Annotated in this window: 13 protein-coding genes; 5 read left to right on the top strand and 8 right to left on the bottom strand. The window is 56.4% G+C overall.

The genetic code is table 11. From position 1 onward, the window contains the following. The first annotated feature begins 1 nt into the window (after nucleotide 1). The gene (sdhE, locus tag ACUZ79_RS01525; RefSeq protein WP_449250490.1) at nucleotides 2-856 is read left to right on the top strand and encodes an 8-methylmenaquinol:fumarate reductase membrane anchor subunit; all 855 of its coding nucleotides are present in this window, start codon (nucleotides 2-4) and stop codon (nucleotides 854-856) included. A 185-nt stretch (nucleotides 857-1,041) separates the two neighbouring features. Here the strand turns inward: sdhE and ACUZ79_RS01520 are convergent, their stop codons facing one another. Continuing rightward, nucleotides 1,042-1,983 carry a chemotaxis protein gene (locus ACUZ79_RS01520; RefSeq protein ID WP_449250489.1) on the bottom strand — a complete coding sequence of 314 codons (942 nt, stop codon included), beginning with the start codon at nucleotides 1,981-1,983 and terminating at the stop codon, nucleotides 1,042-1,044. Between the two features lie 254 nt (nucleotides 1,984-2,237). Further along, nucleotides 2,238-3,149 (bottom strand): cysteine synthase A, encoded by a 912-nt coding sequence (gene cysK, locus ACUZ79_RS01515; RefSeq protein ID WP_449250488.1) that lies wholly within the window; start codon nucleotides 3,147-3,149, stop codon nucleotides 2,238-2,240. A 170-nt stretch (nucleotides 3,150-3,319) separates the two neighbouring features. Between cysK and ACUZ79_RS01510 the strand changes: the two genes are divergently transcribed. Beyond that, on the top strand, nucleotides 3,320-3,781 hold the full coding sequence (locus ACUZ79_RS01510; RefSeq protein WP_192113173.1) for a nuclear transport factor 2 family protein: 462 nt from the start codon (nucleotides 3,320-3,322) through the stop codon (nucleotides 3,779-3,781). Between the two features lie 319 nt (nucleotides 3,782-4,100). Here the strand turns inward: ACUZ79_RS01510 and ACUZ79_RS01505 are convergent, their stop codons facing one another. The 3 genes from ACUZ79_RS01505 to ACUZ79_RS01495 all read right to left on the bottom strand — a co-directional run bounded on the left by ACUZ79_RS01505 (nucleotide 4,101) and on the right by ACUZ79_RS01495 (nucleotide 6,010). Next, nucleotides 4,101-4,616 (bottom strand): YceI family protein, encoded by a 516-nt coding sequence (locus ACUZ79_RS01505; protein WP_449250487.1) that lies wholly within the window; start codon nucleotides 4,614-4,616, stop codon nucleotides 4,101-4,103. A gap of 259 nt (nucleotides 4,617-4,875) precedes the next feature. Further along, nucleotides 4,876-5,358: a DinB family protein gene (locus ACUZ79_RS01500; RefSeq protein WP_449250486.1), complete on the bottom strand. Its 483-nt coding sequence runs from the start codon at nucleotides 5,356-5,358 to the stop codon at nucleotides 4,876-4,878. 142 nt (nucleotides 5,359-5,500) lie between these two features. Then, entirely contained in the window at nucleotides 5,501-6,010 is a 510-nt protein-coding gene (locus ACUZ79_RS01495; protein ID WP_215647526.1) for a peptidylprolyl isomerase, read from the bottom strand. Nucleotides 6,011-6,122: 112 nt separating this feature from the next. Here ACUZ79_RS01495 and mutY point away from each other — a divergent pair, with 112 nt between their 5' ends. After that, nucleotides 6,123-7,373 (top strand): A/G-specific adenine glycosylase, encoded by a 1,251-nt coding sequence (mutY, locus tag ACUZ79_RS01490; RefSeq protein WP_449250485.1) that lies wholly within the window; start codon nucleotides 6,123-6,125, stop codon nucleotides 7,371-7,373. Between the two features lie 64 nt (nucleotides 7,374-7,437). Here mutY and ACUZ79_RS01485 read toward each other — a convergent pair whose 3' ends face one another. The 3 genes from ACUZ79_RS01485 to ACUZ79_RS01475 form a co-directional block, all read right to left on the bottom strand. Further along, nucleotides 7,438-7,725 carry an HdeA/HdeB family chaperone gene (locus tag ACUZ79_RS01485; RefSeq protein ID WP_240823305.1) on the bottom strand — a complete coding sequence of 96 codons (288 nt, stop codon included), beginning with the start codon at nucleotides 7,723-7,725 and terminating at the stop codon, nucleotides 7,438-7,440. A 602-nt stretch (nucleotides 7,726-8,327) separates the two neighbouring features. Continuing rightward, nucleotides 8,328-9,731 (bottom strand): L-serine ammonia-lyase, encoded by a 1,404-nt coding sequence (locus tag ACUZ79_RS01480; RefSeq protein ID WP_240823304.1) that lies wholly within the window; start codon nucleotides 9,729-9,731, stop codon nucleotides 8,328-8,330. A gap of 97 nt (nucleotides 9,732-9,828) precedes the next feature. Beyond that, nucleotides 9,829-10,275: a MarR family winged helix-turn-helix transcriptional regulator gene (locus tag ACUZ79_RS01475; RefSeq protein WP_240823303.1), complete on the bottom strand. Its 447-nt coding sequence runs from the start codon at nucleotides 10,273-10,275 to the stop codon at nucleotides 9,829-9,831. A 181-nt stretch (nucleotides 10,276-10,456) separates the two neighbouring features. Here ACUZ79_RS01475 and ACUZ79_RS01470 point away from each other — a divergent pair, with 181 nt between their 5' ends. Then, nucleotides 10,457-11,671, top strand: coding sequence for an MFS transporter (locus ACUZ79_RS01470; protein WP_449250484.1), 1,215 nt, complete (start codon nucleotides 10,457-10,459; stop codon nucleotides 11,669-11,671). Between the two features lie 101 nt (nucleotides 11,672-11,772). Next, nucleotides 11,773-12,525 carry a tetratricopeptide repeat protein gene (locus ACUZ79_RS01465; protein ID WP_449250483.1) on the top strand — a complete coding sequence of 251 codons (753 nt, stop codon included), beginning with the start codon at nucleotides 11,773-11,775 and terminating at the stop codon, nucleotides 12,523-12,525. The last annotated feature ends 7 nt before the right edge of the window (nucleotides 12,526-12,532 follow it).

Genomic DNA, 12,532 nt, shown 5'->3' with positions numbered 1-12,532 from the left:
TATGCAGACCGAATTCGCCTTTTTTCCCGGCTGCGTGCTGACTCAGGCCGCCAAGGAATCCAAGATGGCTCTTGAGGCCGTGGCCCCGAGGCTTGGCATCAAACTCAAGGAAATCCCCGGCTGGAGCTGCTGCGGCGCTTCACAGGCTCAAGATGTGGACCCCGTGGCGACCTTGGTTGCCAACGCCCGCAACATCGCCCTGGCCGAAAAAATGGGCCTGCCCGTGTTGACCTCGTGCAGCACCTGCCTGCTCATGCTGCGCCGCGCCAAGGCAGAGCTTGACGGCGGCAAGAAGGACCGTATCAACACCTTTCTTGCCAAGGGCAACATGACCTATAACGGCACCAGCGACATCACCAGCCTGCTCTGGGTTCTGGCGCAAAACGCCCAGACCCTCAAGAGCAAGGTGACCAAGCCGCTTACGGGCCTTAAAGTGGCGGCCTTCTACGGCTGTCACAGCCTGCGGCCAGAATCCGCCCTTGGCTTTGAAAGCTCGGTGAATCCCTCGAGCTTTGAAACCGTGGTGGCCGCCCTTGGCGGGCAGACGGTTCCCTTTGCCAAGCGGCTGGACTGCTGCGGCTTCCATGCCGTGTATCCGGCGGAAAAATCCGTCATGCGCATGACCAGCCAGATTGTGGACAGCGCGGCGACCTCCGGCGCAGCCTGCATCGTAACCCCCTGCCCGCTCTGCCAGATGCAGCTCGACATTTATCAGGAAGCAGCGCAGGATATAGCCAAGTCGAAAGCCCGTGTGCCCGTGCTGCACCTTTCGCAGCTTGTGGGCCTTGCCCTGGGTATCCCCGGCAAGGAACTGGGCCTCGACTACAACGTGATTGACGCCACCAAGATGGGCTAATCAGCCCTGATCATAGTGACAAAAGGCGGCCCCTACCCCTGGCCGCCCCATGCGCGCCCCCTCTCGTGTCCCTACCCGAGAGGGGGTTGCGCGTTAAAATCGCAGATATTTCAATACAAGAAGGCCCTCTCTCATTGCTTGACCAATGGGAGAGGGCCTTCAGAACATTTTAAGCGAAAAAGGCCTTAGCCCCAGGCTTCGGTCACCAGATCGTACAGCTTGACGGAAAGCACTTTGAGATCGGGCTTGGTATACTGCACGTCAGCCCCCACAACAGCGCATTTCTTGGCAAGAGGCTCGTTGATCATGGAAGAGAAGATGGCCACAGGCAACTTTTTAAGGACTCTTTCATCCTTGATGTGCTTGCACAGGGCCAGACCATCCATGCCGGGCATTTCTATGTCTGTGATGACGCCGTGAATGAAATCGGAAATGGGGCGATCTTCGGCCTCGCAGCGGTCGCGCAGTACCTTCAGGTAATCCCAGGCTTCCTGCCCGTTGACCTTCTGCGTTACCGTGAAGCGGCCTTCCTTGTTGAGCAGGTCAAGCAGCAGACTACGGATACTGCTTGAATCATCCACGTGTAGGATATTGTAAACTTTTTCCCCGCTGTGGCGCATGTCGGAGGCGTCAAAGCGCATGGCCATGGCCGGATGCAGTTCGGCTACGATGGATTCAAGATCCAGCAAAAAGATCACGCGCTCTTCCAGCCGCACCACGCCCGTTACCGAGCTGCGGCTCACATTCTGCAAAAACTGCCCCGGCGCTTCCACATCCGTCCAGCTCAGCCGATAGATGCGGTTGACACCCGACACCAGAAAGCCCGTACATACGCCGTTGAATTCGGTGACGATAACCTTGGCGTCTTCGTTTTCAATGGGCCCACTGCCCAGAAACTGAGCCATATCAATCAGCGGCACCACACGGCCATTGCGGTGCAGAAACGCGCCCAAAAGTGCTTTATGGCGCATTTCCGGCATGGCAGTCACCGGCTGGCGACGGCCAATTTCAACCACCTTGGCCACGTTAAGGCCATAGTGGGCTTCGTAACCGTCCTGGTTGACGAAAAATTCCACAATTTCCAGCTCATTGGTGCCGGTTTCCAGCAGGATGTTGGTCTGCGCCATGGAAATGCTCTCCGTTGGGCTGAGGCCCGTTAATGTCGGACGGCAGACCTGAACCTGTTTGCTGCCAGCCGGTGAGCGAAGCTTACGCTGACTCTCTTATCGGTTGCCGAGTGCAAATATTTAGCCATGCAGGCCGAAAAGACAGTTTTTTTCATATTTTTCTGTTTCGCACAAAACGGGGAACATATCAAACTGAGGGCATTGGCATAGAAAATACCGTCATGAATCAGGTGTAAGGCCAGCTTGCCAGCTGTCTATATCCCCTGAAACAACCGCGTTGACATGTAGCGTTCGCCCGTGTCGCAGGCAAAGGTAACGATATTCTTGTCCTGCATTTCTGGCCGCGCCGCAAGGTCAAGGGCCGCGCGCACGTTGGAGCCTGTGGATATGCCCGCCATGATGCCGTTTTCCATGAGCAGACGGGCGGTTCTTATGGCTTCCTCGCCGTCCATCTGGATGATTTCGTCCAGCAGCGCGCGATCAAGGATAGCTGGCACAAAGTCTGCGCCAATACCCTGAATAAGGTGGGGGCCGGGTTTGCCGCCAGAAAGCACCGGCGAAGCGGCTGGCTCCACGGCCACCACCCTGAAGCCGGGAATGCGCTCCTTGAGGTACCGCCCGACGCCCGTGATGGTCGAGCCGGAGCCAACGCCCGCGACCAGCACGTCCATCTTGCCCACGCTGTCCTTGAAAATTTCCGGCCCGGTGGTCTTGTAATGGGCCACTACAGCCTGCGGATTGGTAAACTGGCCGAGTACAAAGGCATCCTGTTCATCGGCAATTCGCTTTGCAGCCGCCACTGCGCCGCTCATGCCTTCTTCCGCCGGGGTGAGTACAAGCTCTGCGCCCAGCGCCCGCAGCAGGTTGCGGCGCTCAACGCTCATGGATTCGGGCATGGTCAGTATGCAGCGAAAGCCACGCACCGAGGCAACCAGAGCCATACCAATGCCCATATTGCCACTGGTGGCCTCCACCAGCACACCGCCCGGTTCAACGCGCCCTTCTTCCAAAGCTTCGCCAACAAGGTGAAAGGCCACGCGATCCTTAATGGAACCGCCTGGATTGCGGTTTTCAAGCTTCAGCCAGACAGTGCCGGGTAGATCGCGCGAAAGATCAAGCCGCAGCATGGGAGTGTTGCCAATGGTTTGCAAAATGCTGGTTAACATGAAAACATATGCCTCACAGTAAAAAATGCCAGGAAATCCGGCTTGATGATAGATATTTTCTTTACAATGGAAAAGTTTTGCTTAACTCTTTACTCATAATCATAGAAGAATCCGTGCACATTGGCAATTTTCGTTCTGGCCGCCCCAACAGCCCATTCAGGGAGGATATCATGAAGATTCTGCAAGTAACCACTGTGTTCATCGCCCTTGTGATCGCCCTTTCCGGCGGGCTTGCCCACGCCAAGGCTGACACCGTGGCGCTCTATACAGAAGCTGTGATGACAGGCGACGTCCCGGCCCTTGAAACCCTGCTGGCCCCCAACTACTGGCATATCAACGCCAACGGGCACATTGAGGACAAGGAACACTTCATCAATACCATCAAGAGCAAGGAACTGGTCATTGACCGCCTGACCTTCACCAATGCCCGCACGGCCCTGATCAGCGACGCCAAGCTCATCACCGGCACAGGCTACCTCAAGGCCAAGGCCACTCCGGCTCTGCCCGAAGGCCTCATGCGCATTACCGTGGTGGTCATTACCAACAAGGGACGCGAACAGGTGGTATTGTTCCAGGCTACGCCTGTGATTGCCACCGAAGACTGCAACGATGGCAACTGCAAGATCCAGTAAGATTTTAAATACATATTGGCCCGCCAGGGCCATCAGGCCGGGGCATCTGTACCCGGCCTTTTTTGTGGAGAAGTAATGCATGGCCAGAAGAATTAAAAGCCGCCCCTGTTAGCAGGAGCGGCTTTTAAACGTAACCCGGGGTATGGCTGGGCCGGATTTCGCGTGGTGGGAAAGATCGGAGGCAAAAAGCAATCATAAGTGAGCTGTTTCAGGCGCATGCAAGCATCAAAACAATGGGCGGAACCAACAAGACTTGCCCATATCTTGCGGGGGTTCTCAACTCAAAGACCCCCCGCAAAACATCTCAATATTCAGATGCCTAGGCAGGCGAAACTTCAAAGTTGGCCGCCACCTTTACACTGTCGCCCACAATGGCTGCCGGGATGTTGGGGCCAATACCAAAGTCGCTGCGATTCACCTCACCAGTGATGCTGAAAGACTGCGTTTCCTTGTTGTTGATGGGATTGGTGATACGGTCGCTGGCTGTGATGTTGAACGTCACTTCCCGCGCGGCTCCACGCATTTCGAGCAGACCAGTGATGGTTCCTGCATGATCCGGCCCAAGACGTACAGACGAACTCTGGAAGGTAACCTCGGGGTGCTGCGCCACATCAAAAAAATCCGGCGAACGCAAATGTTCGTCCCGCACATGCACATGGGTGTCAATGCTCACAGCCTTGGCCGTCATGGTAAAAACAGCGTCAGAAAGGTCATCCTTGGCTGTTTCAAGATCAATGGCAACGTCTGCAAATCGACCGTTTATGTCGGTAATCATGAGATGCCGCACCACAAAACCAAGGTGCGAATGGTCGGGATCGTTCTTCCAGGTAGCCATAACAACCTCCCGCTTAGTGCAGGTTGCGCTCAAATCTATAGTTTTGTTTTTGGCGGCAACGTTTGCCGAAAAAACATACGTTCAAGCTATGATTTTTAGTTAAGGCTCCACGCTGCCGAGTCAAGCTGTTCCAGATGCTTTATCAAAAAAAATTGCGCCGCTGCCCGCCCTTGTCGTGATACGCAGACGGCGCGGGTGTCTGCGGCAGACTCAAAGCTTGCCGCAACACACCCTGCCAACAAGCAAAATACGGTTACAGCTAGAACACGCCCGGCAAGCCGTGATCCCGCAAAGCCGCATCACAGGAACCCAGATGGTAGGTGGTGTGCGAGGCCAGCATGGCAATCATGGCTGCATAGGTGAGATCCCGGCCAATCTTTTTGCTCACGCGCTCCTGCACCCTGGTCAGGTCGGCATTGGAAAGCGCCACCAGCCGTGCGTCCACTGCTGCCTTCACAGATTTTCCGTAGGTCTGCATGGCTTCTTTGCCCACAACATCCTTGCCCTGCTCCTTGAGCATTAGCACGCCAATGGTGGCAGGCGCGGGCAAAAAGGTTTCATCGTCACTTTCAAGAATAAAGAAGTTCAGCACGGCAATGGTGTGGGCAACCTGCTGCCACACGGGCCAGCCGCCGTTGGTTTCGGCCCAGATGTTTTCGGGGCAAATGTCCATAAACTGGGCCAGCAGGGCCCAGGAGCGCTGATAGGGTTCTTCAAGGGCGGCAACGATGTCTCTGGACATGACTTTTCCTCTTTTTTCAGGTTTGGCGCACAGATTGCTTGTGCGTAACAGGCCGCTCAAGCACAAAACCGCCGCAGCGCCGCAACTGCGGGCATACGGCGGTTTTGTGCGACAGCGTTGCAGGCAAAGCCTGCTACGCCATTTATTCGAAGCGGCTTGCCCCGGTGATCAGCACCATGTCGGTGGGCACATTTTCATGAAAGCCCACGGTCTTGGTCTTAACCTTGGCAATTTTATCCACATTCTCCATGCCTTCGGTCACTTTGCCGAAAACGCAGTAACCCCAGCCGTCAGGCGTGGGGGAGCTGTGGTTGAGAAAATCGTTGTCCACCAGATTGATGAAGAACTGGGCGGTGGCGCTGTGGGGATCGCGGGTGCGGGCCATGGCCAGGGTGCCGCGCTCGTTCTTGAGGCCGTTGTCTGCTTCGTTGGTTACAGGCTCGCGGGTGGTCTTTTCGTCCATGCGCGCGCCAAGGCCGCCGCCCTGAATCATGAAACCGGGGATAACGCGGTGGAAAATGGTGTTGGCGTAAAAGCCGTCATCCACATATTTCAAAAAATTGGCAACGGTTTGGGGGGCCTTGTCGGCATAAAGCTCCACAAGAATGTCGCCGGAGGAAGTCTCCAGCAAAACCGTAGGATTGTCGGACATGGGTGCTCCTTGAATGGTTATTCTGCACAGCGGGCGTTCCCCCGCCATTGGCGCGAATATAGGGTATGGAAGCGCGGATGACAATGCCCGTTTCCCGGTATAGGCTTGCAGCATGAACCGCAAGACTTCCAAGCCCCAGCCGGCAACACTGCCGGGTATACCGGAACAGGCCGCAACAAGCGTGCATCTGCCGCCCCAGGATCATCTTGGCGAACTGCAGAACGCCCTGCTCGGCTGGTTTGCCGCAAACCAGCGCCGCCTGCCGTGGCGGGTCAACTACACGCCCTACGAAGTATGGATTTCCGAAGTCATGCTTCAGCAAACCCAGATGGAGCGTGGCGTCAGCTATTTTAACCGCTGGATGCAGCGCTTCCCGGACATAGCCACGCTTGCCGCCGCCAGCGAGGAAGACGTGCTGCGTCAGTGGGAAGGCCTTGGCTACTATTCGCGCGCCAGACATATCCTGACCGCCGCCCGCAAAATCATGGCGGAACACGGCGGCGTTTTCCCCTCGGAGCTTGAAGCCATCCGAAGTCTGCCCGGTGTTGGCCCCTACACGGCAGGCGCGGTGGCAAGCATTGCCTTTGGCGAGAAGTTGCCGTGCGTGGACGCCAATGTGGAACGCGTTATTGCGCGCATTTTTGATGTGGACAGCCCCGTAAAGCAGAACCCGGCAGCGGGCATCATTCACCGATGGGCCTTGCGGCTGGTGCCCGAGGGCAAGTCGCGCGAGCACAATCAGGCCATGATGGAGCTTGGGGCGCTTGTTTGCAGCAAAAAGCCGCGCTGCGCAGAGTGCCCGCTGGCACGGTTCTGCATCAGCCTGCATCTGGGTATCACAGACCAGCGCCCTGTGCCTGGCAAGCGAGCCACCATCACGCCCGTCAACGCCGTGACCGGGGTTTTGCGCTACGGCAACAGGCTATTTGTGCAGAAGCGCCCGCCTGCTGGCGTGTGGGGCAACCTGTGGGAATTTCCTGGCGGACGGGTCGAGCCGGACGAAAGCCCGGAACAGGCCACCGTGCGGGAATTTATGGAAGAAACGGGATTTGCCGTGCGCGTGGCGGCGCAGCACGGGATTATCCGGCACGGATACACCACCTACCGACTGACGCTGCACTGCTTTGGCCTTGAGTTTGACAGCGCGGACGCGCCGGATTCGCAGATAGCACCGCCGCAGCCGCCGCTGCTTTCTGCCGCCACCGAAGCCCGCTGGGTCACGCCGCAAGAGCTGGACACACTGGCAATGCCCGCTGCACACCGTAAACTGGCGGACAAGCTTTTTGCTTTTGGAAACGACAGCCCATCTGCCGCAAATACGGCTGCGCCCCGTCAGGCGAATCTGCCCCTGAAAAAATCATAGCAGAGCGCTTAAGGCATTCTCCCCAAGAATCAGGGGCGGGCCTTACGGTCCGCCCCTTGAGCTATTAGTCGGCAATAACCGAAAGCACGGTCTTGTTGGGGCTCTGCTTGCAGACCTTCATGATCTGGGTCAGATTGTTTTCCACAGCGTTGACATCCAGAGTCGTGTCGCCAGTTTTGGCGCTGGCGTAACCATCAAGCCAGAAATAGAACATGGTCATGGTCTGGGCGTCCAACTGCACAAATGAACTGCAAGGCAGCTTGCCGAAATCTATTTTGTCGCTCTTTGCCGAGGCAGTCATGGGCAAGGCAAGCATGGCCGCCAGCACGATTGCAAAACATACTTTTTTCATCTTGCACTTCCAGTGTTACAGGTTTCAGGACGTACAACCGGCAGCATAAAGAGCACTATGGAGCATGATCAAATCCATTGCTGCAATGTCTTAAATCTGGACAAAAAAGATGTTAGCACTTTTTATCCAATTATATTCAAGCACTGCGCATTTTAATATACGCCAGATCGGTACTCTGTTTAACCAGACACCACGTAAGGCATATGTCCACACTACCCCAGATGCTACGTACGGTATAAAAAACACTCCCTTATTTTTTATATTTTGTCGATATGCTGTCATAAATTAAAATGCATTCGCAAATATTATAAGTCTTGCGGATTGTTGCATCAAAAAAAGACAAATTACAATATCTACCAAAAAATTGTTTGCGGTACTTCACAATTCACACAAATCTACCAAGTAGATTACCACATAAACATAAAATTTTCTCCATTGTAAAAGCCTTGTCCAGCCTGTTTTACTTCTCCATTCTGATTGTTGCCATGTAAATACTCAAGAGTTGATTATATTTCCAACTACCTTGTACCCATCAATAAGAAAACGCGGCTTTGCAGCCGCGTTTTCTTCGCTCGTCCCCAAGGAAAAAAATATGTTCACACCTATTTGCCGGATGCCCCCGGCGCCATTTTTTTGCGCTCCATAACCTTTGCTACGGCCTCGGCCAGCCCGCCGAGCGAGGTCTCCTTGTAGCGCGACTGCAAATCAAGCCCGGTACGGTACATGACTTCAATGATATCATCCAGCGAGATCACCCGCTGCCGTCCGTCTTCCAGCCGCGACAACTGGGCGCAGTTGACCGCGCGCTCTGCGGCCACGCCGTTGCGCTCGATGCAGGGAATCTGCACCAGCCCCCCCACAGGATCACAGGTAAGGCCGAGGTTGTGCTCCATGCCGATTTCCGCCGCCACTTCCACCTGCTTGACGTTGCCGCCCGTAACCGCGCAGTACGCGCCAGCAGCCATGGAGCAGGCCACGCCCACTTCGCCCTGGCAGCCCACCTCCGCGCCGGAAATGGACGCATTGAGCTTGTAGAACAGGCCAATAGCCCCGGCAGTGAGCAGAAAATCGCGTGCGCCGTCATCCGTGGCATGGGGGTAAAAATTCAGATAGTACAGCAGCACTGCGGGCACAATGCCCGCCGCGCCATTGGTGGGAGCGGTCACAATGCGCCCGCCGGAGGCGTTTTCTTCCGCCACGGCAAAGGCATAGAGCATGGGCCACAGACTGAGGTCGCGCCGCCCGGCTGCTTGCAGGGCGCTGACCTTGCGCAGCAGGTTAGGGGCGCGACGGCGCACATTGTACCCGCCCGGCAGCACGCCGTCAGTATAGCAGCCGCGTTCTACGGCTTCGCGCATGACGTCTATGATGGCCGTTACGCGCTCATTGACCTCGCTTTCAGACCGCCAGAACACTTCGTTGGCCATAACGATCTGCGCGATGGTTTTGTTTTCGCGGGCGCAGATATCAAAAAGCTCCGAGGCTTTTTCGTAGGGATGGGGGGGCGTGGCGTACAGTTCGCGCGGGCTGTCAAAATCCTCGTCCGTGCGGATAAACCCGCCGCCGATGGAATAGAAATTTTTGGAATATATCAGCACGCCGTCTGCGCTAAAGGCCGAAAGCGTCATAGCATTGGAATGTTTGGGTAAAAATATGCCCTTGTGCTGGCACACATCGCGCTCAAAATTAAAAGGGATGGTGTAGGCGCACATGAGCACCAGATTGGCATTGTTTTGCAGATCCGCAGTGCGGCGGGCCATATGGGCAATGTCCACTTCCTGTGGTTCCTCGCCTTCAAGCCCTGCCAGCACGGCCCCAATGGTGCCGTGCCCCTCGCCGGTAAGCGCCAGCGAACCGTAAAGCTCAACCTTTACCCGGCCTACCATGGGCAGCATGCCCAAAACCGCAAGCTCGCCCGCAAAGGCTTTGCCCGCAATCATGGGGCCAATGGTATGGGAACTGGACGGCCCGATGCCGATCTTGAACAGATCAAAAATGCTGAGCATGACGCTCCTCCCGCAAACCGCATATCAAGGCGCAATGGCCTTTGGCGCAACATATCCCGTAAAGGTCACAAGACACAAGCGCTTAGCGAAAACTGCCCTACTTTCTGAGGGAAGCAGTGCTTGCCCCGCGCAGGGCAGCGGCCTTGTCCGCAACTCGCTGCATGAATTCCAGCAGATTTTCCTTTTCCTGGGCGCTGAGCACGCTGGTCACAGCATCGTCCCATGTTGCAATAACTTCCATTATCTGCGGATACAGCTCCCGCGCCCGCTCGGTGGGAAAAACCGCCGCCGTCCGCTTGTCCACAGGATTAACCTGCCGCCGGATAAGCCCTTTCTTTTCAAGCTGGGCCAGCGTACGGGCAACGTTGCTTTTGTTCACGCAGATACGTTCGGGCAACTTGTCCTGAGTGATGCCAGGGTCGCGGCACAGATTGAGAATGAACAGATACTGGCTGCTGTTGATGCCAAAAGGCGCAAGCGCCCGGTTGAGGTACATGTAGTAATGCCGGTTGGCCAGCGTGATCCATTTGTAGACAAGTTCCATGACATATTCCTGTGGCTGGTTGTCAGCAGACTCTGCGAGCCGACTCCCAATAGATTGCGGCAGGCAAGGCCGCAAAAAAGGCTACGCTCGAGGTGCTTGCCTTGACAAGTGCGTGGGCAGGGGGCCATAAATCGTTGCGAGCGCAACGAAATGTCTTGAACCCTGTTATGGAGGTCAGGCCATGCCCAGGAAGTACCTTCACGGCCCAGCGGCCCGGCAGACAGAAGCAGGTTTCATTGAGGCCTTTGCTGCCATTTGCCGGGGCAACTTTTTGGTTGTCACCGTCATCAATCTGCTGTTGATGACGGACTACTATCTCATCTTTGTGACCGGCACGGCCCATGTGCAAAAAACCTTTGGCACCAGTCTGAGTACAGCAGGGCTGACCTCCGGTATCATGGTCATCGGCTGCCTTGTGGGGAGGTTCCTTACCGGCAACCAGCTTTCCACATTTGGGGGCAAACCCTGCCTGCTTGCGGGCCTGCTGCTGTTTACCGCAAGCATTGGCGGCCTGTTTCTGGTGGATTCTCTGCCCATACTTTTTGTGCAGCGCTTTGCGGCCGGCTTTGGCATAGGCGTTGCCGGAACTGCCACAGGAGCCATTGTGGCCTATGTGGTTCCTGTACGGTTTCACGGCCTGGGCATAGGCCTTTTTACCATGAGTGCCGCACTGGCTCTGGCTTTTGGGCCATTTTTAGGCATCTTTCTTTCCCTCAGATACGGATACCACACTCTCATGCTGCTCAATGCGGGCATCAGCCTGCTGTGCCTGGGTATTTTCTGCTTTTTGCGCAACCTGCCGCCCATGCGCCAGCCATCGCGTCCGGTCTTGAGCCTGTACAGCTATATTGATCCGCGTGTGGTGCGCTTTTCACTGGTAGCTCTTGTCGTATGCCCAAGCTATGGCTGCATACAGGCATTCTTGCCTTCCTTTGCGGCTGAGCACGGACTCACGGGCGCAGCCAGCATTTTTTTTCTGTGTTACGCTGGGGCGGCACTGCTCACGCGGCCCCATAGCGGCCGCCTGTTTGATCGGCATGGCGAACACGTGATTTTGTACCCCGCCCTGCTGCTCACGGCTCTGGCTCTTTTGGTGCTTTCGCGCGCCGAAAGCGCCGCCGTGCTGCTGTGCGCGGGCCTGCTATTGGGCGTGGGCTTTGCCAACTTTCAATCTGTGGGGCAGGCGGTATCCCTCTCGCTGGTTTCACGCTCGCGCTATGCGCAGGCAACCACAACATTCTACATTTTTTTTGACCTTGGCATCGGCCTTGGGCCGTACATATTCGGCCACCTTATTCCCTCAATGGGCTACAGCGGCATGTATCTGATCCTGAGCATCGTGGTTCTGGCTTCGGTTGGCATATACCGCATTGTTCACGGTGGAGGGACACGCTGAACCAGAGGATGGCGCAGGGGTGCGCAAGCTGCGGGCTTGCCTCTTTTTTCCTCCGGTTGTAGGCTGATGGATAAAGATATTTCCCAAGCCACGAGGAATACATGGCAAACAAAAAGCCCCCAAAAAAGTCCGCAGACACTCCCACGGCCGCGCAGACTTCCGCGCCCGCCGACACCACATCCACCCCGGAAACCGCCCCCCAGGCTGAACAGGCCCACGGCATCAGCAAGGTCAGCAAGGGTGTTTTTTTTGTAGGCATCGCCGTGGCCCTCGTGCTGGGCGTTTATGTGGGCAGCCTTGTGCCGTCAATATTCACGCAGGAGCCTGCGCAGCAGACGCCCGCAGGTCAGACGCAGGCGACAGCTCAGGCCCCGGGGCAGCCTGCTGCTCAGCCTTCCGGCCAGACCAAGCAGGACAACCAGCCCCCCATTCCGCCCGAACTGGCAGCCAAAATCGTCTCCATGGAACAAAACGTCCTTGCCAACCCAAAGGACGCGCAGAACTGGACAGACCTTGGCAACCTCTATTTTGACACCGGTCAGTCGCGTAAGGCCGCCAGCGCCTACGAGCGTTCGCTGGCTCTTGCCCCGGACAATGCCGATGTGCTGACCGACCTTGGCATCATGTACCGCGAGCTTGGCGAATACGACAAGGCCGTGGCGAGCTTCCGCCGCGCTTCCAGCGTCAATCCCCGGCATGAAAACGCCATGTTCAACGAGGGCGTGGTGCTTTACTTCGACCTCAAGCGCAAGGACGACGCCATGAAGGCATGGCAGCGCCTGCTGGCAGTCAACCCCGCTGCGCGCGCGCCTGACGGGCAGTCCGTTTCTGATGTAATCAGAAACCTGCGCTAGGCACAGC

The organism is Desulfovibrio faecalis, from assembly GCF_053570625.1.
Note: the sequence above shows the minus strand (reverse complement) of the source record. Positions and strands in the feature narration are given on the sequence as shown.

Coding starts and splice junctions, on each gene's coding strand:
- sdhE (WP_449250490.1), top strand. CDS start 2: ATGCAGACCGAATTCGCCTTTTTTCCCGGCTGCGTGCTGACTCAGGCC.
- ACUZ79_RS01520 (WP_449250489.1), bottom strand. CDS start 1,983: ATGGCGCAGACCAACATCCTGCTGGAAACCGGCACCAATGAGCTGGAA.
- cysK (WP_449250488.1), bottom strand. CDS start 3,149: ATGTTAACCAGCATTTTGCAAACCATTGGCAACACTCCCATGCTGCGG.
- ACUZ79_RS01510 (WP_192113173.1), top strand. CDS start 3,320: ATGAAGATTCTGCAAGTAACCACTGTGTTCATCGCCCTTGTGATCGCC.
- ACUZ79_RS01505 (WP_449250487.1), bottom strand. CDS start 4,616: ATGGCTACCTGGAAGAACGATCCCGACCATTCGCACCTTGGTTTTGTG.
- ACUZ79_RS01500 (WP_449250486.1), bottom strand. CDS start 5,358: ATGTCCAGAGACATCGTTGCCGCCCTTGAAGAACCCTATCAGCGCTCC.
- ACUZ79_RS01495 (WP_215647526.1), bottom strand. CDS start 6,010: ATGTCCGACAATCCTACGGTTTTGCTGGAGACTTCCTCCGGCGACATT.
- mutY (WP_449250485.1), top strand. CDS start 6,123: ATGAACCGCAAGACTTCCAAGCCCCAGCCGGCAACACTGCCGGGTATA.
- ACUZ79_RS01485 (WP_240823305.1), bottom strand. CDS start 7,725: ATGAAAAAAGTATGTTTTGCAATCGTGCTGGCGGCCATGCTTGCCTTG.
- ACUZ79_RS01480 (WP_240823304.1), bottom strand. CDS start 9,731: ATGCTCAGCATTTTTGATCTGTTCAAGATCGGCATCGGGCCGTCCAGT.
- ACUZ79_RS01475 (WP_240823303.1), bottom strand. CDS start 10,275: ATGGAACTTGTCTACAAATGGATCACGCTGGCCAACCGGCATTACTAC.
- ACUZ79_RS01470 (WP_449250484.1), top strand. CDS start 10,457: ATGCCCAGGAAGTACCTTCACGGCCCAGCGGCCCGGCAGACAGAAGCA.
- ACUZ79_RS01465 (WP_449250483.1), top strand. CDS start 11,773: ATGGCAAACAAAAAGCCCCCAAAAAAGTCCGCAGACACTCCCACGGCC.